This window comes from Tropicimonas sp. IMCC34043 (assembly GCF_003390845.1).
Lineage (GTDB): Bacteria > Pseudomonadota > Alphaproteobacteria > Rhodobacterales > Rhodobacteraceae > Tropicimonas.
Genome location: NZ_QMEK01000001.1, coordinates 1,834,162 through 1,858,081, shown reverse-complemented (window position 1 = coordinate 1,858,081; position 23,920 = coordinate 1,834,162). Strand labels below are relative to the sequence as shown.

The 23,920-nt window shown below is 64.9% G+C and carries 21 protein-coding genes; 15 read left to right on the top strand and 6 right to left on the bottom strand.

Going from position 1 to position 23,920, the window contains the following annotated elements; all coding sequences use genetic code 11:
* Positions 1-25 precede the first annotated feature (25 nt).
* From bchZ to dxs, 8 genes are all read left to right on the top strand, one after another.
* Positions 26-1,507 (top strand): chlorophyllide a reductase subunit Z, encoded by a 1,482-nt coding sequence (gene bchZ, locus DQG17_RS08755; protein ID WP_116132311.1) that lies wholly within the window; start codon positions 26-28, stop codon positions 1,505-1,507.
* The gene (gene pufQ, locus DQG17_RS08750) at positions 1,504-1,731 is read left to right on the top strand and encodes a cytochrome PufQ (protein ID WP_116132310.1); all 228 of its coding nucleotides are present in this window, start codon (positions 1,504-1,506) and stop codon (positions 1,729-1,731) included. Before bchZ ends, pufQ begins: the two co-directional genes overlap by 4 nt.
* Positions 1,732-1,823: 92 nt before the next feature.
* Positions 1,824-1,973 (top strand): light-harvesting antenna LH1, beta subunit, encoded by a 150-nt coding sequence (pufB, locus tag DQG17_RS08745; RefSeq protein WP_116132309.1) that lies wholly within the window; start codon positions 1,824-1,826, stop codon positions 1,971-1,973.
* Between the two features lie 13 nt (positions 1,974-1,986).
* Positions 1,987-2,151 carry a light-harvesting antenna LH1, alpha subunit gene (pufA, locus tag DQG17_RS08740; RefSeq protein ID WP_116132308.1) on the top strand — a complete coding sequence of 55 codons (165 nt, stop codon included), beginning with the start codon at positions 1,987-1,989 and terminating at the stop codon, positions 2,149-2,151.
* A gap of 112 nt (positions 2,152-2,263) precedes the next feature.
* Entirely contained in the window at positions 2,264-3,109 is an 846-nt protein-coding gene (gene pufL, locus DQG17_RS08735; RefSeq protein ID WP_116132307.1) for a photosynthetic reaction center subunit L, read from the top strand.
* Positions 3,106-4,074, top strand: a complete 969-nt coding sequence (gene pufM, locus DQG17_RS08730; protein WP_116132306.1) for a photosynthetic reaction center subunit M — start codon at positions 3,106-3,108, stop codon at positions 4,072-4,074. The genes pufL and pufM overlap by 4 nt, the downstream gene beginning before the upstream one ends.
* Before the next feature lies 1 nt (position 4,075).
* Positions 4,076-5,137: a photosynthetic reaction center cytochrome PufC gene (gene pufC / locus DQG17_RS08725; protein ID WP_116132305.1), complete on the top strand. Its 1,062-nt coding sequence runs from the start codon at positions 4,076-4,078 to the stop codon at positions 5,135-5,137.
* Positions 5,138-5,268: 131 nt separating this feature from the next.
* Entirely contained in the window at positions 5,269-7,224 is a 1,956-nt protein-coding gene (dxs, locus tag DQG17_RS08720) for a 1-deoxy-D-xylulose-5-phosphate synthase (protein WP_116132304.1), read from the top strand.
* A 201-nt stretch (positions 7,225-7,425) separates the two neighbouring features.
* On the opposite strand, the gene idi is transcribed toward dxs, so the two are convergent.
* The 6 genes from idi to DQG17_RS08690 all read right to left on the bottom strand — a co-directional run bounded on the left by idi (position 7,426) and on the right by DQG17_RS08690 (position 13,712).
* Positions 7,426-7,965, bottom strand: coding sequence for an isopentenyl-diphosphate Delta-isomerase (idi, locus tag DQG17_RS08715; RefSeq protein WP_116132303.1), 540 nt, complete (start codon positions 7,963-7,965; stop codon positions 7,426-7,428).
* A complete protein-coding gene (locus DQG17_RS08710; RefSeq protein ID WP_116132302.1) occupies positions 7,962-9,152 on the bottom strand; it encodes a geranylgeranyl diphosphate reductase in 1,191 nt (396 codons plus the stop codon). Before DQG17_RS08710 ends, idi begins: the two co-directional genes overlap by 4 nt.
* Positions 9,153-9,155: 3 nt before the next feature.
* Positions 9,156-10,454: a BCD family MFS transporter gene (locus DQG17_RS08705; protein ID WP_116132301.1), complete on the bottom strand. Its 1,299-nt coding sequence runs from the start codon at positions 10,452-10,454 to the stop codon at positions 9,156-9,158.
* A complete protein-coding gene (chlG, locus tag DQG17_RS08700) occupies positions 10,451-11,359 on the bottom strand; it encodes a chlorophyll synthase ChlG (RefSeq protein WP_116132300.1) in 909 nt (302 codons plus the stop codon). The genes DQG17_RS08705 and chlG overlap by 4 nt, the downstream gene beginning before the upstream one ends.
* 62 nt (positions 11,360-11,421) lie before the next feature.
* Positions 11,422-12,843 carry a transcriptional regulator PpsR gene (gene ppsR, locus DQG17_RS08695; RefSeq protein ID WP_157973555.1) on the bottom strand — a complete coding sequence of 474 codons (1,422 nt, stop codon included), beginning with the start codon at positions 12,841-12,843 and terminating at the stop codon, positions 11,422-11,424.
* A 41-nt stretch (positions 12,844-12,884) separates the two neighbouring features.
* On the bottom strand, positions 12,885-13,712 hold the full coding sequence (locus tag DQG17_RS08690; RefSeq protein WP_116132298.1) for a B12-binding domain-containing protein: 828 nt from the start codon (positions 13,710-13,712) through the stop codon (positions 12,885-12,887).
* Between the two features lie 288 nt (positions 13,713-14,000).
* On the opposite strand from DQG17_RS08690, the gene bchF reads away from it, so the two are divergent.
* From bchF to DQG17_RS08655, 7 genes are read left to right on the top strand one after another with little or no spacing between them, the layout of a single operon-like run.
* Positions 14,001-14,507 carry a 2-vinyl bacteriochlorophyllide hydratase gene (gene bchF / locus DQG17_RS08685; protein WP_116132297.1) on the top strand — a complete coding sequence of 169 codons (507 nt, stop codon included), beginning with the start codon at positions 14,001-14,003 and terminating at the stop codon, positions 14,505-14,507.
* Entirely contained in the window at positions 14,504-15,778 is a 1,275-nt protein-coding gene (locus DQG17_RS08680) for a ferredoxin:protochlorophyllide reductase (ATP-dependent) subunit N (protein WP_116132296.1), read from the top strand. Before bchF ends, DQG17_RS08680 begins: the two co-directional genes overlap by 4 nt.
* Positions 15,775-17,301 carry a ferredoxin:protochlorophyllide reductase (ATP-dependent) subunit B gene (bchB, locus tag DQG17_RS08675; protein WP_116132295.1) on the top strand — a complete coding sequence of 509 codons (1,527 nt, stop codon included), beginning with the start codon at positions 15,775-15,777 and terminating at the stop codon, positions 17,299-17,301. Before DQG17_RS08680 ends, bchB begins: the two co-directional genes overlap by 4 nt.
* Positions 17,291-20,854: a magnesium chelatase subunit H gene (locus DQG17_RS08670; protein ID WP_116132294.1), complete on the top strand. Its 3,564-nt coding sequence runs from the start codon at positions 17,291-17,293 to the stop codon at positions 20,852-20,854. The genes bchB and DQG17_RS08670 overlap by 11 nt, the downstream gene beginning before the upstream one ends.
* A 27-nt stretch (positions 20,855-20,881) precedes the next feature.
* Positions 20,882-21,784 carry a ferredoxin:protochlorophyllide reductase (ATP-dependent) iron-sulfur ATP-binding protein gene (bchL, locus tag DQG17_RS08665; protein ID WP_116132293.1) on the top strand — a complete coding sequence of 301 codons (903 nt, stop codon included), beginning with the start codon at positions 20,882-20,884 and terminating at the stop codon, positions 21,782-21,784.
* The gene (bchM, locus tag DQG17_RS08660; RefSeq protein ID WP_116132292.1) at positions 21,784-22,464 is read left to right on the top strand and encodes a magnesium protoporphyrin IX methyltransferase; all 681 of its coding nucleotides are present in this window, start codon (positions 21,784-21,786) and stop codon (positions 22,462-22,464) included. Before bchL ends, bchM begins: the two co-directional genes overlap by 1 nt.
* Positions 22,461-23,900, top strand: coding sequence for an MFS transporter (locus DQG17_RS08655; protein ID WP_116132291.1), 1,440 nt, complete (start codon positions 22,461-22,463; stop codon positions 23,898-23,900). The genes bchM and DQG17_RS08655 overlap by 4 nt, the downstream gene beginning before the upstream one ends.
* Positions 23,901-23,920: the final 20 nt, after the last annotated feature.

Below are 23,920 nucleotides of genomic sequence, written 5' to 3'. Positions count from 1 at the left end.
ACACCGTGAGGGCGGAGGCACAGGAATGCTGATCCTCGATCATGACCGGGCGGGCGGCTATTGGGGGGCTGTCTATGCCTTCTGCGCCGTCAAGGGCCTGCAAGTCGTGATCGACGGGCCGGTCGGCTGCGAGAATCTGCCTGTGACCTCGGTGTTGCACTACACCGATGCGCTGCCGCCGCACGAGCTGCCGATTGTCGTGACGGGCCTTGGCGAAGAGGAAATGAGCTCGGGCACCGAGGACGCGATGAAGCGCGCCTGGGGCACGCTCGATCCGGCGCTGCCGGCCGTCGTTGTCACCGGTTCCATCGCCGAGATGATCGGGGGCGGGGTAACGCCGCAGGGGACCAACATCCAACGCTTCCTGCCGCGGACCATCGACGAGGACCAATGGCAGGCCGCGGACCGGGCAATGACCTGGTTGTTCAGCGAATTCGGCATGACCAAGGATCGGATGCCGAAGGAGGCGAAGCGCGCCGAAGGCGCCAAGCCGCGGGTCAACATCCTCGGCCCGATGTACGGCACCTTCAACATGCCCTCCGATCTTGCCGAGATCCGGCGGCTGGTCGAAGGCATCGGCGCCGAGGTCAACATGGTGATGCCGCTCGGCGCGCATCTCGACGAGATGCGGCATCTTGTGAATGCCGACGCCAACATCGTCATGTACCGGGAATTCGGCCGCGGATTGGCCGAGCTGCTCGGCAAGCCCTACCTGCAGGCACCGATCGGGCTGCATTCGACCACGCTGTTCCTGCGCAAGCTGGGCGAGATCCTGGGGCTCGATCCCGAGCCGTTCATCACCCGCGAGAAGCATTCGACGATCAAGCCGCTGTGGGACCTGTGGCGCTCGGTCACGCAGGATTTCTTCGCGACCGCGAGCTTTGCGATCGTCGCAAGCGAGACCTATGCCCGCGGCATCCGGAACTTCCTCGAAACCGACATGGGGCTTCCCTGCGCCTTCGCGGTCGCCCGCTGTGCCGGCACCAAGACCGACAACGAGGCTGTTCGCGCGATGCTGGCCGAAAAGCGGCCGCTCGTCGTTTTCGGCTCGATCAACGAAAAGATCTATCTGGCCGAGACGGGGCAGGGGCACGGTCCAAAGCCGTCGTTCATCCCGGCAAGCTTCCCGGGCGCCGCGATCCGGCGCGCCACCGGCACGCCGATGATGGGCTATGCCGGGGCAACCTGGCTGGTGCAGGAGGTCTGCAACGCGCTGTTCGATGCGCTGTTCCATATCCTGCCGCTGGGCACAAAGCTCGACGAGGCCGAACAAACCCCGACGCGGCTGCGCCGCGATCTTCCCTGGGATGCCGACGCACAGGCCTGGCTTGACCAGGTGGTGGCCGACCATCCGGTGCTGACACGAATTTCTGCTGCGAAGTCGCTGCGCGACGCCGCCGAGCAGGCCGCCCTGGCCGCCGGCGCCGATCATGTGGCGCTGCAGACGATACGGGCGGTTGCGCCCGACAGGACGACCAACACGAAACCGAACAGGAGGACGCCATGACCGACATGTCGACGGACAAACCCGGTTCTGGCCGGCTGCCCCATGCCCCGGTGACCGAATACCGGATCTATTTCGCGATCATCTTCTTGCTCGCGGTCCCGCCCGCCTTCGTGAAGTGGCTCCGCGCCATTTTCGTCGGCGATGTCGCCGGGATCCGGCGCAGCGTGATCGATCGCGCCTGGAACGACGCGGCGACCATAACGCCGCTGATTTTTTCGGCCTGAGGGCCGGAACCGCCATTCGCCCGCATTCCGCGGGCGGATCGCCGGGCTAACAGAGCCCGGTGCCACCGTCATGCTATCCGGAGGAAGTTTCCATGGCTGACAACACCGACCTGTCCTTCACAGGTCTCACCGATGAACAGGCGCAGGAACTGCACGCAGTTTACATGAGCGGGCTCTGGCTTTTCGTGGCCGTCGCCGTGGTTGCTCACCTCGCAACGTTCATCTGGTTCCCGTGGTTCTGAGAGGAAAAAGATCATGAGCAAGTTCTACAAGATTTGGCTGATCTTCGATCCCCGCCGCGTCTTTGTGGCTCAAGGGGTTTTCCTGTTCCTGCTGGCTGTGATGATTCACCTCGTCCTGCTCAGCACCGATGGGTTCAACTGGCTCGAAATCGCGCAAGCGAAATACGCAATCCAGTAAATCGAGAATGCCGCGAGCGGCCGTTTTTTAACGGTCCGCCCGCGGCCCCCCACATCCCGTGATCGGCTGTGCACTCACCGCGCGGGGGCTGCAATCAACTGGAGAATGCGCCATGGCGATGCTCAGTTTCGAAAAAAAGTATAGGGTGCGCGGGGGCACCCTGGTTGGCGGCGATCTCTTCGATTTTTGGGTCGGTCCGTTCTATGTCGGGTTCTTCGGCGTTCTCACGCTGTTTTTTGCTCTGCTCGGTACCCTCCTGATCTTCTGGGGCGCCGCACTGCAAGGAACCTTCAATCCCTGGACAATAAATATCGCGCCGCCGGACCTGTCTTACGGGCTCGGGATGGCACCGCTCGAGGACGGCGGTTTGTGGCAGATCATCACGATCTGTGCCACGGTCGCCTTCATCAGCTGGGCCCTGCGCGAGGTCGAGATCTGCCGCAAGCTCGGCATCGGATACCATGTGCCGATCGCCTTCAGCTTCGCCATTCTCGCCTATGTAACGCTTGTGATCTTCCGGCCCCTGCTGATGGGCGCCTGGGGGCACGGATTTCCCTACGGGATCTTTTCGCACCTCGATTGGGTGTCGAACACCGGCTATGCGTATCTGCACTTCCACTACAACCCGGCGCACATGCTGGCGGTGACACTGTTCTTCACCACGACATTTGCCCTGGCGTTGCACGGCTCGCTGATCCTTTCGGCAGCCAACCCGCAGAAGGGTGAGGAAGCGCTGACCCCGGACTATGAAGACACGTTCTTCCGGGATCTCATCGGTTACTCGGTTGGCCCGCTCGGAATTCACCGGCTTGGTTTCCTTCTGGCAATCAATGCCGTCTTCTGGTCGGCGGTCTGCATCATCATCTCGGGCCCGGTCTGGACCGATAGCTGGCCGTCCTGGTGGAACTGGTGGCTCGAACTGCCGATCTGGCCCCAAACGACGGGAGCAGGACTATGATCGAGTATCAAAACATCTTCACCCAGGTTCAGGTTCAGGGTGCGCTGGACCCGGGGATGGACAACGAGAACAACATCGGGCGGGACCGCACCGCGCCCGGTGGCCACTCCTCCCTCGCAGGGTGGATCGGCAACGCCCAGATCGGCCCGATCTTCCTCGGCTACCTGGGAACCATCTCGATCGCGACCGGCTTCATTTGGTTCTTCATCGTCGGTCTGAACATGCTGGCGCAGGTCGGCTGGTCGATCCCGACCTTCCTGCAGCAGTTGTTCTGGCTGGCGCTCGAGCCGCCGGGGCCGGAGTGGGGGCTGCGGATTCCGCCGCTGAACCAAGGCGGCTGGTACATCATCTCGAGCTTCTTCCTGCTGGTTTCGGTGATGGCCTGGTGGCTGCGGACCTACCTGCTGGCCAAGCAGCTGAAGATGGGCACCCATGTTGCCTGGGCGTTTGCCTCTGCGATCTGGCTGTTCCTCGTGCTTGGCCTGTTCCGGCCCATCCTGATGGGGTCCTGGTCCGAGGCGGTGCCCTACGGCATCTTCCCGCACCTCGATTGGACGACCGCCTTCTCGATCCGCTACGGCAACCTCTACTACAACCCGTTCCACTGCCTTTCGATCGCCTTCCTCTACGGCTCGGTTCTGCTGTTCGCGATGCATGCTGCGACCATTCTCTCGGTCGGGCGTCTCGGCGGCGACCGTGAAGTTGAACAGATGTACGACCGTGGCACTGCAGCAGAGCGTTCTGCCCTGTTCTGGCGCTGGACGATGGGTTTCAACGCGACGATGGAAGGCATTCACCGTTGGGCTTGGTGGTTCGCCGTCCTCACTCCGATCACCGGTGGCATCGGCATCCTGCTGACAGGCACCGTTGTCGATAACTGGTTCCTTTGGGCGGTCGAGCACAATTTCGCACCGAGCTATAACGGAGCCTATGGCTACGAAGCCTATATGCTTGGTGGAGGCTGAGATGTTCCCGAAATGGTTCGATGAATGGAACCGGAAAAACCCGACGGACATCGAAGGTCCCGCGATACTTGTAGGTGCAGCCGGCGGGGCGGTGGTTGTCGCAGCAGCGATTGTTGCAATCGGCAACCCCTGGGCGACGGAAACCCAGCAGACCGGTCCGCGGGGCATCGGAATGGGCGTGGTGGAGTTCAAGTCCGCCGCTCCCGACCCGACGATCGCGCTCTACACCACTGCAGCTCCGGTCGTCCCCCAGGGGGGCGAAGAACGGGCGGGTGACGTTCACGAGTTCGCCGGTCCGCTGGCGGATCTCACGGTCGAGAACTATGACCGTGTGGTCGGGCAGCTTCGGACGTGGACGGGTATCCCGGACCTGTTGGAGCAGGACAACTACCAGACCCAGGTCGCCTGGCGCATGATCGAAATGACCCAGAACCTGAACGAGAACTGGGATGGCCACGTCAATGTCAGCGGCGAGGCAGGGGTGAACTGCTACACCTGCCACCGCGGGCAGCCTGTGCCTTCCGACATCTGGTTCCGCATCGATCCGATGCTTGAATCGGTTGCCGGCTGGTCCGCGAACCAGAACTTCGCGACCATGATGACCGTCTCGACCTCGCTGCCGCACGATGCGCTGCAGAAGTTCCTGGTCGATGGCGAAACCATCAAGGTTCACGATCTGGAACCCCGGGTGAAGAACCTGCCCGGTGATCCGATGATCCAGCAGGCTGAGCGGACGTATTCGCTCATGAACAACTTCGCCAACTCGATGGGCGTGAACTGTACCTTCTGCCACAACACCCGCGCTTTCTATGACGTTGCGGAGGTCACGCCGCAGTGGGCGACAGCCACGCTTGGGATCCAGATGGTTCTGGAACTCAACAACGACTACATGCTGCCGCTGACGCCGCTGTTCCCGCCGGAACGGCTGGGTCCGAAGCACGCGGATGCGCCCAAGATCGCCTGTGCCACCTGTCACAAGGGCTATCAGAAGCCGTTGGATGGCGAGAACATGATCGCCGACTGGCCGGAACTCGCGAGTTCCGAGCCACCGACCTACAACTAGCTCATGCCGGCGCTTCGGCACGAGCCCAGGATGCAGCGCCCACGGCCAATGCCGCGGGAACTGCACTGACCTGAACCAATGCCACCGCGCGGCGACGCTGCGCGGTGGCACGATTTTGAAGGGAGGCCCCAATGCACGATCCGATCCAAGACCGCCCGGCGACCCCGACGCTCGACCGGGTCCATACCCCCGCGGATCTGAGACGTCTGTCGCAGGACGAGTTGGTGCGATTGGCACGGGAACTCCGGGCAGAGACGATTTCGGTGGTCTCGCAGACCGGCGGCCACCTCGGCTCTTCGCTCGGGGTCGTCGAATTGACCGTCGCGCTGCACGCGGTGTTCAACACGCCGCATGACAAGCTGATCTGGGATGTCGGCCACCAGTGCTATCCCCACAAGATCCTGACCGCGCGCCGCGACCGCATTCGCACCCTGCGCCAGAAGGGCGGGATCTCGGGATTCACCAAGCGTTCCGAAAGTACCTATGACCCGTTCGGCGCCGCGCATTCCTCGACCTCGGTCTCGGCTGCGCTCGGCTTCGCCGTCGGGCGCGACCTCGGGCAACCGGTCGGCGACGTGATCGCCGTCATCGGGGACGGGGCGATCAGCGGCGGCATGGCCTATGAGGCGCTCAACAACGCCGGTGATCAGGGGCGCCGGGTTTTCGTGATCCTCAACGACAATGAAATGTCGATCTCGCCGCCGGTGGGGGCGATGTCGGCCTATCTGTCCGGTCTGCCGGGTCTGCCGGGTCTGCCGCCGCTGTCGGCGATGCGCGAGATCGTCGAAGGCGTCGAGGCCAACCTGCCCGGGCCGGTGCGCCAGGGCGCCCGTCGCGCCCGGCAGCTTGTCACCGGCAAGCCGCATGGCGGGACGCTGTTCGAGGAACTCGGCTTTTCCTATGTCGGGCCGGTCGATGGCCACGACCTGCCCGAGCTGCTGAACGTCCTGCGTACGACGCGGGCGCGGGCGCGCGGTCCGGTGCTGATTCATTGCCACACGGTCAAGGGCAAGGGCTATGCGCCGGCCGAGACCTCGGCCGACAAGTACCACGGCGTGGCGAAATTCGACGTGGCAAGCGGCAAGCAGGCAAAGTCGAGCGCGACCGCGCCAAGCTATACCTCGGTGTTCGGGAATGCGCTGGCGCGGGCTGCGTCCAGAGATTCGCGTATCGTTGCGGTGACGGCGGCGATGCCGTCGGGGACCGGCATCGACATCGTTGCAAAGGCCTGTCCGGGGCGGGTGTTCGACGTCGGCATCGCCGAGCAACACGCGGTGACCTTCGCGGCCGGAATGGCCGCCAGCGGGCTGCGGCCGTTCTGCGCGATCTATTCCACCTTCCTGCAGCGCGCCTACGATCAGATCGTGCACGATGTGGCGCTGCAGGGGCTGCCGGTGCGGTTCGCCATCGACCGGGCGGGACTGGTGGGGCAGGACGGTGCCACCCACGCCGGGGCTTTCGATGTCGCCTATCTGTCGAACCTGCCGGGCTTTGTCGTGATGGCGGCCGCCGACGAGGCGGAACTGGTGCACATGGTGGCAACGGCCGCGGCGCATGACGCGGGGCCGATCGCCTTCCGCTATCCGCGCGGTGCCGGGGTGGGCGTGGCGCTGCCCGAAGACGGAGAGATTCTGGAAATCGGCCGTGGCCGGGTCGTGCGCGAGGGCAGCGATGTCGCCTTCCTGTCGTTCGGGGCGCATTTGCAGGAATGCCTTGCGGCAGCCGAACTGCTGGAGGCCGAGGGGATCTCGGCCACCGTGGCGGACGCCCGCTTTGCCAAGCCTCTCGACACCGCGCTCATCGGCCAGCTTGCACGGAATCACCGGGCATTGCTGACCGTAGAGCAGGGCGCGCGCGGCGGCTTCGGGGCGCAGGTTCTGCACCATCTGGCCGAGACCGGCGGCCTTGACGGCAATCTCCGGGTGCGGACCCTGACGCTGCCCGACCGCTTCATCGACCATGCGTCGCCCGCGCAGATGTATGCCGATGCCGGCCTCACCGCGGCGGACATTGCCGCTTCGGCCCGGCTCTGCGTGGGCCAGGCCAGTACCGAAATCGCGCCAAACGTCGTGCATCTGGGCGGTTGACGCCCGGGGATGATCTGTCCGGCCAAGGCTCCGGCCGGGCAGATCAGCCAAAGGGGGCGCCGATGTGCATTGCACGGGCGCAATCGCCCCTCTCCCGGAAAGCGGGATCCTCGCAATCGGGGTTTTGAGCGCCATTGGCGCGCCGACCTGACAGACATGACCCGGTTGCCGGGTGCACGCGGTCGGAGCGGAAGCCGCCTGTCAGACGAGACCCGCGTGCTGACCGAAGATCTGTTCCGCGTGCTCGTCGAGGTAGATCCGCAGCCATGGCGTGAAGCGGTGCGGGAACCGCGTTGTCATTGCCCTCAGCTCCGGCAGGTTCATCCAGCGCACCGCGGCCACTTCGTCCGGGTCCGGGTTGACGACGATCGAGGCCGGGTCCGCGACCTCGGCCACGAAGATATCGACCACCTCATGTTCGATCAGCCCGGCCCCGACCTCGGCCCGGTATTCGACCTTCTGGCGGAATTGGGGCGCAAGACCGGTTATCCCGAGTTCTTCGTCGAGGCGGCGAATGGCGCAGACTTCGGGCGCCTCGTTCCAGCGCGGATGGGTGCAGCAGGTGTTCGTCCACAGGCCCGGCGTGTGATACTTGCCGGCCGCGCGCTGTTGCAGCAGCACGGCCTCGCCGGACAGCACAAAGACCGAGACGGCCATGTGTTTCAACCCGAGCCGATGCACGGCGAGCTTTTCTTCCGGCGCGAGTTTTCCGTCGCGCCAGGCGGGGATGTATTCGGTCATGTATAGGCCGCCGGCACCAGCCGGCTCAGGTGCAGAAGGTTCTTTACCCCGATCTTCACATGGGCCAGCGGCCGTTTGTGGACCAGTTTCTTGTTCATGTAGGCCTCGAAGGTCAGCCGCTGGACGTCGCGGTCATGGCAGAGCGAGACGAAGCGCTCGCGCCGCTCGTCAGAGCGGTAATAGGCGTCCTGCATGGACTGCAGCACCCGGAATACGGTCTTGTGCTTGCGCATGAAGGCCTTGCGGGCGCGGCCGAGATCGCTGGCCTTGCCTGACGTGAGTGCGGCCTGCACCGCCTCGGCGGCGAAGCGTCCGCAGACCATCGCATAGTAGATCCCTTCGCCCGAGGAGGGGGCGACCACACCGGCCGCATCCCCGGCAACGACCACGTCCTTGCCGTTGTCCCAGCGGTCGAGCGGGCGCAGCGGGATCGGTGCGCCTTCGCGGCGGATCGTGTCGCAATCCGCGAGCCCGCTTGCAACCCGCAGATCGGCGGTCGCTTTCTTCAGGTCGATCCCGTCGATGCCGGTGCCCATGCCGACCGAGGCATTGGCGCCATGCGGAAACACCCAGCCGTAGAAATCGGGCGAGATCGCGCCGTCATAGACCACGTCGCAGCGGTCTGCCCGATACTGGCGATGCTCGCCCTCGGGCGCGCGGATGATCTCGTGATAGGCGATGACATAGGGAATTTCGCGCCCGCCCGGCACCTCCTGGCGCGCCACTTTCGAGCGCGCGCCATCGGCCCCGATCACCAGCCTTGTGGTCAGCCGCGTTTCCGCGCCGCCGCCGGGGCGATAGACGACATGCGTGCCATCGCCGTCGCGGTCTATGCGCAGGAATGTTCCGGCCAGCCGCGTCGCACCCGCAGCGGCGGCGCGGCCCCGCAGGAATTCGTCAAAGAACTCCCGGTCCACCATGCCGACAAAGCCGTTCTCGATCTCGATATCGACGCTGCGATGGCTGGGCGAGATCATGCGCGCGGTCGAGATGCGGGCGACGATCTGGCTATCGGGTATATCGAAGTCGGCGATCAGCCGGGGCGGGATGGCACCGCCGCAGGGCTTGATCCGTCCGCCGCGGTCGAGCAGCGCGACCTTGCGGCCCGCGCGGGCAAGCTCTGTGGCCGCGGTCGCTCCGCTTGGGCCGCCGCCGACCACGACAACATCGAAGGCTTCAAGCGACATCTCTCACTCTCCCGGAACGATCGTGGCCGCGATGGCGGTTGGCCGGGCCGAGGTTATGACCTGGCGGGCCATGGCGGCCGAGGCGACGAAAAGGGTGGCCTCGACCAGAAAGACGGTGCCAAAGGCGCTGGCGCTGTCCTCGAACGCGAGGCGCAGGACATCGGCCGCTGCGGCTCCGGCAAGCCCGCCGAAGCCCGCCGCAATGGCCTGAGCCGCCCCCCAGAGCCCCATGCGGGAGCCTTCGCGCTGCGACCGGCCTTCGCCGGCAAGCTGCATCATCGCGGCAATGGCGGCGACGGCGAAGACGCCGTTGAAATAGCCCATGGCGATCACGGCCGGCAGCAGCGGCGCGCCCGGTCCGGTCCGGCCAAGGCTGGCGATCAGCACAAGCGCTGCGGCAGACCCGAGGCAGCCAAGGATCACCCAAAGCTGCAAGGAGCCGATCCGCAGCCAGCTGGCACAGATACCGACCGTAATCATGCCGAGGAACACGCCGCCATTCTGCGCCCCGGACAGCGATGTCGTCTGCCCGGGAGTGAAACCGAAGACCAGCCCGGCATAGGGTTCGAGGATCAACTCCTGCATGAAATAGGCGGTCATCGACAGGAAGACGAACAGGGTGAAGTTGCGCGCCCGCGGCTCGGCCCAGATCTCGCGCAGGCCCTCGAGCAAGGGGGCAGGGTCTTCTTCCGGCCGCTCGGGCAGGGCACAGCGCCGTTCGATCCCCCAGGTCGCAAGCACGGTGACCAGCAGCGCGCCGAGCGTCAGCACGCCGACGATCTTCATCAGCAACGCGTGGCTGTAGGGATCGAGGAACTGGCCGACAGTGCCGGCGGTGGCGGCAATGCCGAAGATCATCATCAGCCAGGTGATCGTCGCGGCCGCCGCCCGCCGCATCGGGTCGGTCGCGGTCGCCAGCAACGCCAGCAGCGAGGTGCCGCCGGCCCCCGCGCCGAGACCGATCAGCGCATAGGCGAAGATCGACAGCGCCAGTCCGGCTGCATACCGGGTTTCGAACACCGAAATCGCCGTCGAGGCAAGCAGGGCGCCGACCGCGAGCGCCGCAATCCCGCCGATGATCCAGGGCGTTCGCTGCCCGCCGGTGTCGGAGCGATAGCCCCAGCTCGGCCGGGTGATCTGAATGCCATAGTGGAGCGCGACGAGGAAGCCCGGGATGATTGCCGGCAGGGCAAGTTCGACCACCATGAGCCTGTTCAGGGTGGAGGTCGTCAGCACGATGATCGCGCCAAGGCACATCTGCACCAGGCCGAGGCGAACAATGGACAGCCAGCTCAGGCTCATTGCAGTGTCTCCAGCCCGCGCAGGGCAAATGCCGCCACCATCATTCCGCTGACGTAGAGCGTCACGCCGGTGCCGTTGTACCAGGGCGCGCGCCCTTTCGGGTCGCGCAGCAGGACCCGCATCGCGGCAAGCTGCAGCGCGAGAAGCAGGGCGATGATACCGGCGTGCCATGGCCAGCCGTTCAGCCACAGGAAGGCGATGACGGCGAGCTGTGCGCCGGCCATGACGATGCAGGCCAGACGCGCGGCCCGCTCGGGCCCGAGAACGACGGGAAGCGACTGGATGCCGGTGGCACGATCGCCCTTGAGCGCCTTGAAATCGTTCAGGGTCATGATGCCGTGGGCGCCGGAGGCATAGAGCAGGGCCACGACCACCACCTGCCAGGGCGGGGCGGCGTTGAGCAGGACCGCCGCGCCGGTCAGCCAGGGCAGCGCCTCGTAGCTGAGCGCAACAAGGCCCGGCCCCCAGACTCCCGAACGCTTGGCGCGCACCGGCTCGGCGGAATAGGCCCAGGCGAAGATCACGGCGAGCGTCGTCGCAACAATCCCCCATGGCCCCAGCAGGCCACCGACTGCGAGGGACAGCGCGCTCATCGCCAGCGCGACCCACAGGCCCCAGCGGCCCGGCACGCGGCCGGAAGGAATTGGACGGTCGGGTTCGTTGATTGCGTCGACGTGACGGTCGCACCAGTCATTCGCCGCCTGGCTCATGCCGCAGACCAGCGGTCCGGCAAGCAGCAGGCCGAGCAGCAGCGTGCCCGCCTCTGCCCCGAGCGCGACGCCCGAGCAGACGGCGCCGCACATGAAGGCCCACATGGGGGGAAACCACGTGATCGGCTTGATCAGCGTCAGCAAGGCGCGCGGTTCGGGGAGTCGCCGAATCTGTAATGAGTTGTTGACAGTCATGGTGTCAATAAATCATGACACGACGCAAATCCCAACAGCTTTGTCGCCGCAGCTGCCCGATATCAGTCCTCTTCGGGTCCTTGCGACAGAAGTTCGTATTTGCGCAGCTTCACATAGAGGCTCTGACGCGAAAGCCCCAGCATCTCGGCGGCGGCGACGCGGTTGTTGTTGGTCAGATCCACCGCGGCTTCGATGCACATCTTTTCAATGACTTCGGTCGTTGCCGAAACCAGTTCCCTCAGCGGTGCCGATCCAACCAGCTTCACCACGCTTTGCAGCGCGGGTCCGCTGATGCCGACGGTTTCGGTATTGCTGTCCTGCGGGGTCATGTCGCGAAGCACAAAGCCGAACCCGGGCTCGCGCCCATCCCGCAAGGAGGTGACGGAGATATCGACGGAAAACTGCGAGCCCAGCACGCCGATCGCCTTGGTCCCGTAGTTACGCATTCGGCCGACCCGCAAGGCATTGTCGGTCATGACCTTGAGATCGACACTGCCGCGGGCGAGAAAATCGGCGAGGGAGCGTCCCTGAATTTCGGACTGGTGGCTGGCCGAGGTCATCACCAGAAAGGCCTCGTTGACGTCCACGATCACGCCGTTGAGGTCGGTAAAGACAAAGGCGTCAGGCGCATTGAAGAAGAGAGAGGTCAGACGCCGGCCGAGCGTTTCAAACTCGCTGACTTCCTCGCCGGCCGAGCGCATCCGGCACAGCGCAAGCACACCGCTGGAGGCACGGAACGTACGCGGGTAGATCGAGATCAGCTTGCCGTCGCGTCTGGATTCGACCTGGACCCGCTTGCTGTTCTTGGCGGATCCCGCCTCGCGCAAAATCTCGCAAAAATCGGTCCGCTTCTGACCTTCGAAGGCCTGTGCGAACTGGCTGCCGGCCAATGTCTCGGCGTCGGAGCCAAGAAGCCGCGCCGCTGCCGCGTTGATCTCGGCAATGCGGCCGGTCGTGCAGTCGACAATTGCGACCGGTTCCTGAACCGTTTCCAGAAGCAGCCGGTAGCGCGCCTCGACTTCGCGATAGGTTTCATAGTCCTGTTCGACCGCCAGCTGCGCCGTGACCAGTTCCTGCTGCATTTGCGCAACGGGCCGCAGATCATGGCCGACCAGCAGAATTTCGCCCGGAAAACCGGTGTCGTGCATCGAATAGCGGATCGGAAACTCCCACGCCGTGTTGTCGATGTGGTTCAGTTCGATCTTGCGCAGCGCGGTGCTGCCGGGTTTGGCGAGGTCGCGCAGGCGCAGGGCAAGCTTGGTCCGGCTTTCCACCGTCAGGAATTCGTCGATCTTGCGATTGACCCAATGGTCGAGAAAACCGAGATCCATGTTGTCGGGGTTTACGGTCAGCGACCGGATTACGCCCTCGGCATCGATCAGGATCGCGATGTCGCAGACTTTGGCAATTATCTCGCCGGCGATACCGTCCAAAACACGATGCATCATCATGGCGGGCTCCAGTGCCTCAGCAGGATCATTCACCATACACCCTCCATCCGGATTCGCTCTCCACTCGGGGACGCCTATCGTCCAGGCTTGTGGCCGCTCTCTGCCCGTTCGAAGGATCTCGTGCGTGCAGTCTCTTGGCCGCCCAACATTCCACAACGCTTGGCGGCGTCCTGGACGTCAATCGTTGCCATGTCGGCCCCTGTCACTTGTTGAATATCGACACCGCAGTTGACAACCTTTCCCCCAATTATGATCGGAACACTCTCGGGCAAGGAGCGCCGGAGATTATTTACCAGTCGGCAAAGCGGCGCAACCGACTTCTGAGAGGACGCGCTCAAACCGATCATCGAAAAATTATGATGCTTCATGGATTCGATGATCTCGTTCTCGCTGAACCCGATTCCCATCTGGACCACAAGGCCCAGCCGCCGCAGCTGATTGGCGGCCATGAACGCCCCCAGACTGTGCTGTTCGAACCTCGGCACGCACATCAGCACCGCCTGGCCGCACGACAGCCTCAGATCCTCGCCGGCATATTGCCGGCCATAGTGCCGCACCACCTCCTGCAGGCGGATCGAGGCATGGGTGACGTCGACAAACGTTATCTCGTCTCGTACCCAGCGTTCTCCAAGCATGTCGGCCACGGCCGGCAGGTACCTTTCGAATATCTCGGCGGCGCCGATCCCGCTTGCGGCCAGTCGCGACAAAACGATCTGTTGATAGCAGCGGCTGTGGTGCAGCATCGAATTGCACAGGTCGCGGACGCGCGATTCCTCTGTCTCCCGGGGCGGCGGTCCGGCCTTGTGCGCCACGATGTCCAGCGCCAGTTCGGCAAGCTGCCGAATTTCCGCTCGGCTGGGTGTACATTGCGTGGAACGACTCGATGCATTGTCAGACTTCATCGATCTTTTTCCCCCCCCGGAAGCAGAACTGATGCGGGAAACCGGACGTGCTGACACGCGGACCTGAACCCGGTTCGTCGGTCGCACATTGCGGCAACAACGTGCTGTTGTCAAAGGAACTAGACAGCGCGTCTCAACGCTTTGTTTCTCGTGATATTTTTCTACAGCTTGAAATGATGAGGCAAATTGCCTCTGATTCGATTCCCGATCGCGGCAGGATCGAAAAGTGTGACACTCTGACTGTAAGTTTAAATTGACACTTTTCCCCTTCTGAGCGTAGCGTCCGTCATGGCTGCGGACTGGGACGTGGAGGGGGGCGTCGTGCTGAAACGAGATCGAAATCCGATCAGGCTCTACTCCGATGAGGAGAGGAAGCGGCGCGACAGCACCGTCTGGACTCTGGTCCAGGGGATCCTTGCGCCGCTGCAATTCCTGGTTTTCCTGATTTCGTTGACGCTTGTTCTTCGCTTCGTCCTGACGGGCGAGGGATATGCTGCCGCGACTCTGTCGGTCATCGTCAAGACGGCTGTTCTATACACCATCATGATCACCGGCGCGATCTGGGAAAAAGTCGTGTTCGGCCAGTATTTGCTGGCCCCCGCCTTTTTCTGGGAAGACGTCTTCAGCTTTGTCGTGATCGCGCTTCACACCAGTTATCTGCTGTTGCTGGCCTTCGATGCAAGCGTCGGCTGGCAGGTCGCAACCGCGCTGGCGGCCTATTCGGCCTATGCGGTGAATGCGACCCAGTTTGTGCTGAAACTGCGGGCCGCACGGCTGGAAACGGGTGCGGCATGACACAGGCAACGCCGCTTCTTCAATCGCCCGGATGCCGCTCGGTCGAGGTGCTGCACGAACGTGGACAGCACGAGGTCTTCTGCGGCCTGACCGGAATCATCTGGCTGCATCGCAAGATGCAGGATGCGTTCTTTCTGGTCGTCGGGTCCCGCACCTGCGCCCATCTGCTGCAATCCGCGGCAGGGGTGATGATCTTTGCCGAGCCACGGTTCGGCACCGCGATCCTCGAGGAAGGGGATCTTGCCGGTATGGGAGATCTGAACGATGCGCTCGACCGCGAGGTCGCGCAACTGATGGATCGCCGCCCCGATATCCGGCAGCTGTTTCTTGTCGGATCCTGCCCGTCCGAGGTGATCAAGTTCGACCTCGAGCGGGCGGCGCAGCGGTTGAGCGCGCGCCTCGCCCCCCGTGTGCGCGTGCTCAGCTTCTCCGGTTCCGGACTCGAAACGACCTTCACCGAGGGTGAGGACGCCTGCCTTGCCGCGATGGTTCCGGTTCTGGAAACATCGGACGAACGTCAGTTGCTGGTGGCGGGTGCGCTGCCCGACGTGGTCGAGGATCAGCTTACCGGACTGCTTGCCGATCTCGGTGTGGCGCCGGTTCGTGTGCTGCCGGCCCGGCGGGCCGGCGATGCGGTCACGGTCGGTCCGAACACTGTTGTTCTGCTGGCCCAGCCGTTTCTGAACACGACCGCGGATGCCCTTGCCCGGCGGGGCGCCACGATCCTCGAATCGCCGTTCCCGTTTGGCGAAGAGGGCACGACAGGCTGGCTCTGGGCTGCCGCGCAGGCCTTCGGGGTCTCGGCGGAGCATTTCGAGGCCGTCACCGCCCCGGCCCGGGCCCGCGCCCGGCGTGCGGTTTTGGCGCGGGCAGAGGAGCTTGCCGGAAAGCGCGTGTTCTTCCTGCCCGACAGTCAGCTTGAAATCCCGCTGGCGCGCTTTCTGTCGCGCGAATGCGGCATGACGGCGATCGAGGTCGGGGTGCCCTATCTCAACCGCAGGATCATGGCGTCCGAGCTTGATCTGCTGCCGGGCGGCACGCGGCTCGCCGAAGGCCAGGATGTCGAGCGGCAGCTTGACCGGGTTCGCGACGACGCGCCGGACCTGACCGTCTGCGGCCTTGGCCTTGCCAATCCGCTCGAGGCCGAGGGGCTTGCCACCAAGTGGGCCATCGAACTCGTCTTCACGCCGGTGCACGGCTATGAGCAGGCCGGCGATCTGGCCGAACTCTTCGCCCGGCCGCTGCGCCGCCGCCGGAGGCTCGCGCTATGAAGCTGACGGTCTGGACCTACGAAGGGCCGCCGCATGTGGGGGCGATCCGCGTCGCCACGGCGATGGAAGGCATGCACCTGGTGCTGCATTCGCCGCAGGGCGACAGCTATGCGGACCTGCTGTTCACCATGATCGAGCGGCGCGACCGCCGGCCGCCGGTAACCTACACCACCTTTCAGGCGCGCGATCTTGGCACCGATACCGCCGAGTTGTTCCAGAGCGCCTGCCGCGAGTCCTATGAGCGGTTCCGCCCCGAGGCGCTGCTGGTCGGGGCATCCTGCACGGCCGAATTGATCCAGGACGATCCGGGCGGTCTGACCGAGGCGATGGATCTGCCGATCCCGGTCATCCCGCTGGAACTGCCGTCCTATCAGCGGAAGGAGTGCTTTGGCGCCGACGAGACGTTCTTCCAGATCGTCCGCAAGCTGGCAAAGCCGGTCCCGCGCAGCGAGCGGGTCAGCTGCAACATCCTCGGCCCCACCGCGCTTGGCTTTCGTCATCGCGATGACGTGACCGAGGTCGAGCGGCTGCTGGCGGATCTGGGGATCGAGGTCAATGTCGTCGCCCCGCTCGGCGCCTCGCCGTCGGATATCACGCAACTCGGGGCCGCGCATTTCAACGTGCTGCTCTATCCGGAAACGGCCGAGACCGCCTGCCGCTGGCTGGAGCGCGACCTCGGACAGCCCTGGACCCGCGTCGTTCCCATCGGCGTCGGTGCGACGCGCGACTTCGTGGCCGAAGTGGCCGCTCTTGCCGGGATCGCGGCGCCCGCAGGCGACCCGAGCAATCTGCGCCTGCCCTGGTGGTCGCGCTCGGTCGACAGCACCTATCTGACCGGCAAGCGCGTGTTCATCTTCGGCGATGCCACCCACGCCATGGCGGCGGCCCGCATCGCCCGCGACGAGATCGGCTTCGAGGTGGTGGGGCTTGGCTGCTACAACCGCGAATTCGCCCGCCCGCTGCGGAAGGCTGCCGCGGGCTATGGCGTCGAGGCGCTCGTTACCGACGACTATCTGGAGGTCGAGGCGGCGATCGCACGGGCGCAGCCCGAGCTGATCCTCGGCACCCAGATGGAGCGCCATATCGGCAAACGTCTGGGTATCCCCTGCGCCGTCATCTCGGCGCCGGTGCATGTGCAGGATTTTCCCGCCCGCTACAGCCCGCAGATGGGCTGGGAGGGGGCGAACGTGATCTTCGACACCTGGGTGCATCCGCTGCTGATGGGGCTCGAGGAGCACCTGCTGCACATGTTCCGCGAGGATTTCGAGTTCCACGACGCGGCTGGCGCGAGCCACCATGCCAACACGCGCGCCGCCGAAGGCGCGGGTGCGACGGCGAACCCCGAGGCCCCGGCCGACACCAATGTCATCTGGCTGGAGGAGGCAGAGCGGGAACTGAAGAAGGTTCCGTTCTTCGTCCGCGGCAAGGCGCGGCGCAATACCGAGCGCTTCGCGTCCGACCTTGGGATCTCGACCATCACTGTTGAAACACTCTACGAGGCAAAGGCACACTATGCGCGATGAGATCGGATATACGGAGACCACACGGCCGTACCGTGTCGTCATCGTGACGCTGGACGCACATGCGGCCGGCCCGGTCGAGCGCGCCGAGGCGCGGCTCGCCGCGGATATTCCGGGCTTGCGGCTTGCCGTCCACGCGGCGGCCGAATGGGCCGAGGACCCAAGCAGCCTCGCCCGTGCCAAAAGGGACGTAGCCGCGGCAGACATCCTTCTGGTGAACCTGCTGTTCTTTGACGAACATGTGCAGGCGATCCTGCCGGATCTGGAAGCCCGCCGCGCCAATTGCGATGCCTTCGTCGGCTACATGGCGGCGCGCGAGATCGTCAACATGACCCGGCTCGGGTCGCTCGACATGTCAAAGCCCGCCACCGGGGCGATGAAGCTGCTGAAGCGGCTTCGGGGCACAAAGAAGCCGTCTGCCGAGAGCGGCGAAAAGCAGATGCGGATGCTGCGCCGGCTGCCGCGGGTGCTGAAGTACATTCCCGGCACGGCGCAGGACCTGCGGGCGTTCTTCCTGACCATGCAATACTGGCTGGGCGGTTCGGACGACAATATCGAGGCGCTGGTGCGCTTTCTGGTTCATCGCTATGCCAAGCGCGACTTCGGTGCGATCAGCGTGCCGGAACCGATCGACTACCCCGAGGTCGGCCTCTATCACCCGGATCTGCCGGAGCGGATCTGTCAGGATGTCCGGGCGCTGCCGCGCGGCACGGGGCCGGTGGTCGGCCTTTTGCTGATGCGGTCCTATGTTCTGGCCGGAGACACGGCGCACTACGACACCGTCATCCGCTCGATGGAGGCCCGCGGGCTGCGTGTGATCCCGGCCTTTGCGGCGGGGCTCGACGGGCGGCCGGCGATGGATCGCTATTTCATCTCCAACGGCAAAAGCACCGTCGATACGCTGGTCTCGCTCACCGGATTCAGTCTGGTTGGCGGGCCTGCCTATAACGACAGCCATGCCGCCGAAGAGGCGCTCGCCGCACTCGATGTGCCCTATGTCGCCGCCCACCCGCTGGAGTTCCAGACCCTCGGCCAGTGGAATGCCAGCACGCGCGGCCTCGGCCCGGTCGAGACCACGATGCTGATCGCCCTGCCAGAGATCGACGGCGCCACCGGTCCGACGGTCATCGGTGGCCGGCATGGACCGGGGGGCTGCCCCAATTGCACCCGCGCTTGCGCCGTTCCGGCCGAAAGCCGCTCCATGGCCGGCTGCCCGGAACGCTGTGAAAAGCTCGCCGCGCGGGTCGAGAAGCTGGCCAGACTGCGCCGCTCGAAGCCTGCGGAGCGAAAGCTTGCCGTCGTGCTCTATGGCTTTCCTCCGAATGCGGGGGCGGTTGGAACCGCCGCCTATCTTGCGGTCTTCGAAAGCCTGCACCACCTGCTGATCTCGCTTCGCGCCGAGGGCTATGCCGTGAAGGTGCCCGAGAGCGTCGATGCGCTGCGCGATATGGTGCTGGGCGGCAATGCCGCGACCTATGGTCAGGCCGCCAATGTCGCGGCCCATGTCTCGGCCGAGGACATCGTATCCCGCGAGCCGCATCTGAACCAGATCGAGGCTGCCTGGGGCCCTGCGCCGGGGCGCATTCAATGCGATGGCTGCGGGGTCTTCGTGCTTGGCGCCGATCTTGGCAATGTCTTCGTCGGGGTGCAGCCGGTCTTTGGCTACGAGGGCGACCCGATGCGGTTGCTGTTCGAGGAAGGCTTCGCGCCGACCCATGCCTTCAGCACGTTCTATCGCTACCTGCGCGAGGATTTCGGGGCCGATGTGCTGCTGCATTTCGGGATGCATGGCGCGCTCGAATTCATGCCGGGCAAGCAGGCGGGACCGGGCGCGGATTGCTGGCCGGACCGGCTGATCGGCGACGTGCCGCATATCTATCTCTACGCCTCCAACAATCCCTCCGAGGCGACGCTTGCCAAGCGCCGCACCAATGCCGTGACCGTCACCCACCTGACGCCGCCGCTGGCGAAATCCGGCCTCTACAAGGGGCTGCAGGAGCTTCGTGACACGCTCGGCCGCTGGCGGCAGGGCGATCACAGCCCCGACGAAGAGGCCGAGATCCGCGCCCTGCTGCGCGATCAGGCCGAGGCCGTGGACATCGACCCGAACACCGAGCCCGACGCCATGTGGCTGACGCTGCTGGAAACCGAGGATGCGATGATCCCCGACGGGATGCATGTTCTGGGCGCGACTTCGGCCGAACGTTATGCCGCCCATCTGGAAGAGATGGACGTGGACGACGAGACCAAGGAGCGCATGCGCGTCCTTCTGGGGGAAGATCACGAAACCCCCGGCCTGCTGCGTGCGCTCGGCGGCCATTTCGTGCGCCCGGTCGCGGGGGGCGATCTGATCCGCAGCCCCGAGATCCTGCCCACAGGGCGCAACCTGCATGCCTTCGATCCGTTCCGCATGCCGACCGCACTGGCGCTGGCCGCCGGGCGCCGGATGGCCGACAAGCTGCTTGAGGCCCACGGCAGCCTGCCACGGACCGTTGCGCTGGTTCTCTGGGGTTCCGACAATATCAAGTCGGACGGCGGCCCGATCGGTCAGGCGCTGGCACTCATGGGCGCGCGCCCCCGGTTCGACGGGTTCGGACGGCTCGCGGGCGCCGAGCTTATCCCGCTGGAGGCGCTTGGCCGGCCCCGGATCGACGTCATCATGACCCTGTCGGGGATCTTCCGCGATCTGCTGCCGTTGCAGACCAAACTTCTGGCCGAGGCCGCCTGGCTGGCCGCGACCGCCGACGAGCCGCTCGAGCAGAACTTCATTCGCGCCCATGCGCTGGCCTATGCCGAAAAGCTGAACGTCGATCTCGAGACGGCGGCGCTGCGGGTCTTCTCGAATGCCGAAGGCGCCTATGGCGCCAACGTCAACCAGATGATCGACGCCGGAACCTGGAGCGACGAGGACGAGCTGGCCGATGTCTATGAGCGCCGCAAGGGCTTTGCCTATGGCCGCTCGGGCAAGGCGGTCCAGCAGGGCGCGTTGCTGAAGTCGGTGCTGAAGGACGTGGATCTCGCGTTCCAGAACCTCGAAAGCGTCGAACTGGGCGTCACCACGGTCGACCATTATTTCGACACACTCGGCGGCATCAGCCGGGCCGTAAAACGGGCCCGTGGCGAAAGTGCGCAGGTCTATATCGGCGACGAGACCCGCGGCAACGGCAAGGTGCGGACTCTGCAGGATCAGGTGGCGCTCGAGTCCCGTTCGCGGGCGCTCAACCCGCGCTGGTACGAGGGCATGCTGAAGCACGGGCACGAGGGCGTGCGCCAGATCGAAGCCCAGGTGACGAACACGCTCGGCTGGTCGGCGACAACGAACCAGGTCGATCCCTGGGTCTACAAGCGGCTGACCGAGACCTTCGTGCTCGACCCCGAAATGCGGCGCCGGCTGGCGCAGCTGAACCCGACGGCCAGCGCCCGTGTCGCGAACCGTCTGCTGGAAGCACATGCACGGAACTACTGGCAACCTGACGACGAGATGCTCGAGGCGCTGCAGCGCGGCAGCGACGAGCTGGAAGACAATCTCGAAGGCCTTGGGATGGCCGCGGAATAGGAAACATGTGCGAGGAGAGGACACAATATGAGCCCGCATGACGGCACGATGCCACCGCTGCTTGACGGCGAGGACGGCGAAGGATCGCTGCAGGTCCATCTCGACCCGCAGTCGAAGATCGACGGTGCCAAGGTCTTTGCCGTCTATGGCAAGGGCGGGATCGGCAAGTCCACGACCTCGTCGAACCTCTCGGTGGCTTTCAGCAAGCTGGGAAATCGCGTGCTGCAGATCGGTTGCGATCCAAAGCATGACAGCACGTTCACTCTGACCGGCCGGCTGGTGCCGACCGTGATCGATACCCTGAAGGAAGTGAATTTCCATCCCGAGGAATTGCGCCCCGAAGACTTCGTTTACGATGGCTTCAACGGGGTGAAATGCGTTGAAGCCGGCGGTCCGCCGGCTGGCACGGGTTGCGGCGGCTATGTGGTGGGGCAGACGGTGAAGCTGCTTAAACAACACCACATGCTGGACGACACTGACGTAGTGATTTTCGATGTACTTGGTGATGTCGTCTGCGGCGGTTTCGCCGCGCCGCTTCAACACGCCGACCGGGCGCTGATCGTGACAGCGAACGATTTCGACTCGATCTATGCGATGAACCGGATCATCGCCGCGGTTCAGGCAAAGGCGCGCAACTATAACGTGCGGCTGGCCGGGTGCGTGGCCAACCGTTCGCGCGAGACCGACGAGGTTGATCGTTACTGCGACACGGTGGGATTCCGCCGACTGGCGCATCTGCCCGATCTGGATGCGATCCGCCGCTCGCGCCTCAAGAAGAAGACGCTGTTCGAGATGGAACCCGACGACGAGATCGTGGCGGTTCAGGCCGAATACATCCGGCTGGCCCAGATGCTGATGGCGGGGACCGAAGGGCTCTCGCCGGATCCTCTGGAAGACCGTCAGATCTTTGAATTGCTGGGGTTCGATTGATGAGCGAAACCTACAAGACCACGCGGGCCGAGGTGCAGACCTATTTCGACCAGATCGCCTCGACGACCTGGGAACAGCTGACATCGGACGCACCCGTCAGCCGTATTCGCCAGACCGTGCGGGAGGGCCGCGACACGATGCGGCGGCTGTTGCTCGATGCGCTGCCGGCCGATCTGACCGGCGCACGGGTATTCGATGCCGGTTGTGGCACCGGGCAGGCGGCGAACGAACTGGCCGCACGCGGCGCCGAGGTGCTGGCCGTCGACATCTCGCCCAGCCTTCTCCATGTCGCCCGCCGGCGCACGGCGCCGGCGCTGGCGTCGCGGATCGACTTTCGGGCGGGCGACATGCTGGACCCCGATTTTGGCAGGTTCGATCACGTGATCGCGATGGACAGCCTGATCCACTATCGCCCCGAAGACAGCGCCCGCGCGCTGTCTGCGCTGAGGGAACGCACCCGCGGCAAGCTGGTGTTCACCGTCGCGCCGAAGACGCCATTGCTGACCCTCATGCATTGGAGCGGCAAGGTGCTGCCAAGGTCCAACCGCTCACCCGCGATCGTGCCCGCAAGCTTCCGGCGCCTGTCAGGTGAACTCGCCGCCCACGGCTGGTCGCTGCACCGGCTCGGCCGTGTACAGCGAGGTTTTTACATCTCCGACGCGATGGAGCTCCGTCCATGATCCTTGGCCGCAAATTCATCAAACGGCTTAGCTTGCGGATGTTGCCGTTCTCGGATGCGGCCTCCGAGCAGTTGCCGATGTCGCGTCTGCTGCGGCTTTCGCTGTTCCAGATCTCCTGCGGCATGTGCACCGTGATGCTGCTGGGCACGCTGAACCGTGTGATGATCGTCGAGCTTGGCCTCGCCGCCTCCATCGTTGCCTTCATGGTCGCCCTGCCGGTTCTGATTGCACCGTTCCGCGCATTGCTTGGCCACCGGTCCGACACCCATCGCTCGGCCATCGGCTGGAAGCGCGTTCCCTACATCTGGTTCGGGTCGCTGTGGCAGATGGGCGGGCTTGCGGTGATGCCCTTTGCGCTGCTGGTGCTGTCGGGCCAGCAACAGATCGGGCCTGTCTGGGCCGGCGAAGTGCTGGCGGCAGCGGCGTTCCTGATGACGGGCCTCGGGCTGCACATGACCCAGACAGCCGGTCTGGCGCTGGCCGCGGATCTGGCAACGGAAGAGACCCAGCCGCGCGTCGTCGCGCTGCTCTATGTGATGTTCCTTGTCGGCATGCTCGTCTCAGCGCTCATCATCGGCTCCTTGCTGCGCGACTTCAGCAGTATCCGGCTGGTGCAGGTGGTGCAGGGCGCGGCTGCCGTGACGATCGTCCTGAACCTGATCGCGCTCTGGAAGCAGGAGAGCATTGCCCCGATGAGCCGTGCCGAACGCTCGGCGCCGCGTCCGGCCATGCGTGCCGCCTGGCGGGATCTGTCCCGCAATACCGGGATCGCGCGGCTGCTGGTTGCGGTGGCGCTTGGCACCATGGCGCTGTCGATGCAGGACGTCCTGCTCGAACCCTATGGCGGCGAGATCCTGGGCCTGAGTGTCTCGGCCACGACGCTGCTGACCGCGGTCTGGGCCAGCGCCTCGCTGTTCGGCTACTGGCTTGCCGGGCGCTGGCTTGGCCGCAACGTGAACGTGCACCGCATCTCGGCCAGCGGCTTGCTGTTCGGCATCATCGGCCTCGCCTGTGTCATCTTCGCGGCGCCGGTCAACTCGGGCCTGCTGTTCTTTGTCGGGGCAGGGGGCATCGGTCTGGGCGCCGGACTGTTCGGCGTCGGCACCTTGATTGCCGCCATGACCCTGCCCGTCGAGGGCAAGGCCGGGCGCGGTCTGGTGCTGGGCGCCTGGGGGGCCGCACAGGCCACGGCGGCAGGACTTGCCGTGGCGGCCGGCGGCGGGTTGCGGGACCTTATCGGGACCGCTGCCTCGAACGGCCTGCTGGGGACAGCGCTGAACCATCCGGCGACGGGCTATTCCTTCGTCTATCACATCGAGATCGGCCTGTGCTTTGCCGCACTGATCGCCATCGGGCCGTTGGTGCGCGCCCGTGGCGGTGCCGGTCACGCAGTTTCGACCAATGGCAAGATTGGTCTTGCCGAATTTCCGACCTGAGCCGCCAAAAGGAGAACCGA

Bases quoted from the DNA above. Each gene is read 5' to 3' on its own strand.
- bchZ (WP_116132311.1), top strand. From the start codon at position 26: ATGCTGATCCTCGATCATGACCGGGCGGGCGGCTATTGGGGGGCTGTC.
- pufQ (WP_116132310.1), top strand. From the start codon at position 1,504: ATGACCGACATGTCGACGGACAAACCCGGTTCTGGCCGGCTGCCCCAT.
- pufB (WP_116132309.1), top strand. From the start codon at position 1,824: ATGGCTGACAACACCGACCTGTCCTTCACAGGTCTCACCGATGAACAG.
- pufA (WP_116132308.1), top strand. From the start codon at position 1,987: ATGAGCAAGTTCTACAAGATTTGGCTGATCTTCGATCCCCGCCGCGTC.
- pufL (WP_116132307.1), top strand. From the start codon at position 2,264: ATGGCGATGCTCAGTTTCGAAAAAAAGTATAGGGTGCGCGGGGGCACC.
- pufM (WP_116132306.1), top strand. From the start codon at position 3,106: ATGATCGAGTATCAAAACATCTTCACCCAGGTTCAGGTTCAGGGTGCG.
- pufC (WP_116132305.1), top strand. From the start codon at position 4,076: ATGTTCCCGAAATGGTTCGATGAATGGAACCGGAAAAACCCGACGGAC.
- dxs (WP_116132304.1), top strand. From the start codon at position 5,269: ATGCACGATCCGATCCAAGACCGCCCGGCGACCCCGACGCTCGACCGG.
- idi (WP_116132303.1), bottom strand. From the start codon at position 7,965: ATGACCGAATACATCCCCGCCTGGCGCGACGGAAAACTCGCGCCGGAA.
- DQG17_RS08710 (WP_116132302.1), bottom strand. From the start codon at position 9,152: ATGTCGCTTGAAGCCTTCGATGTTGTCGTGGTCGGCGGCGGCCCAAGC.
- DQG17_RS08705 (WP_116132301.1), bottom strand. From the start codon at position 10,454: ATGAGCCTGAGCTGGCTGTCCATTGTTCGCCTCGGCCTGGTGCAGATG.
- chlG (WP_116132300.1), bottom strand. From the start codon at position 11,359: ATGACTGTCAACAACTCATTACAGATTCGGCGACTCCCCGAACCGCGC.
- DQG17_RS08690 (WP_116132298.1), bottom strand. From the start codon at position 13,712: ATGAAGTCTGACAATGCATCGAGTCGTTCCACGCAATGTACACCCAGC.
- bchF (WP_116132297.1), top strand. From the start codon at position 14,001: ATGGCTGCGGACTGGGACGTGGAGGGGGGCGTCGTGCTGAAACGAGAT.
- DQG17_RS08680 (WP_116132296.1), top strand. From the start codon at position 14,504: ATGACACAGGCAACGCCGCTTCTTCAATCGCCCGGATGCCGCTCGGTC.
- bchB (WP_116132295.1), top strand. From the start codon at position 15,775: ATGAAGCTGACGGTCTGGACCTACGAAGGGCCGCCGCATGTGGGGGCG.
- DQG17_RS08670 (WP_116132294.1), top strand. From the start codon at position 17,291: ATGCGCGATGAGATCGGATATACGGAGACCACACGGCCGTACCGTGTC.
- bchL (WP_116132293.1), top strand. From the start codon at position 20,882: ATGAGCCCGCATGACGGCACGATGCCACCGCTGCTTGACGGCGAGGAC.
- bchM (WP_116132292.1), top strand. From the start codon at position 21,784: ATGAGCGAAACCTACAAGACCACGCGGGCCGAGGTGCAGACCTATTTC.
- DQG17_RS08655 (WP_116132291.1), top strand. From the start codon at position 22,461: ATGATCCTTGGCCGCAAATTCATCAAACGGCTTAGCTTGCGGATGTTG.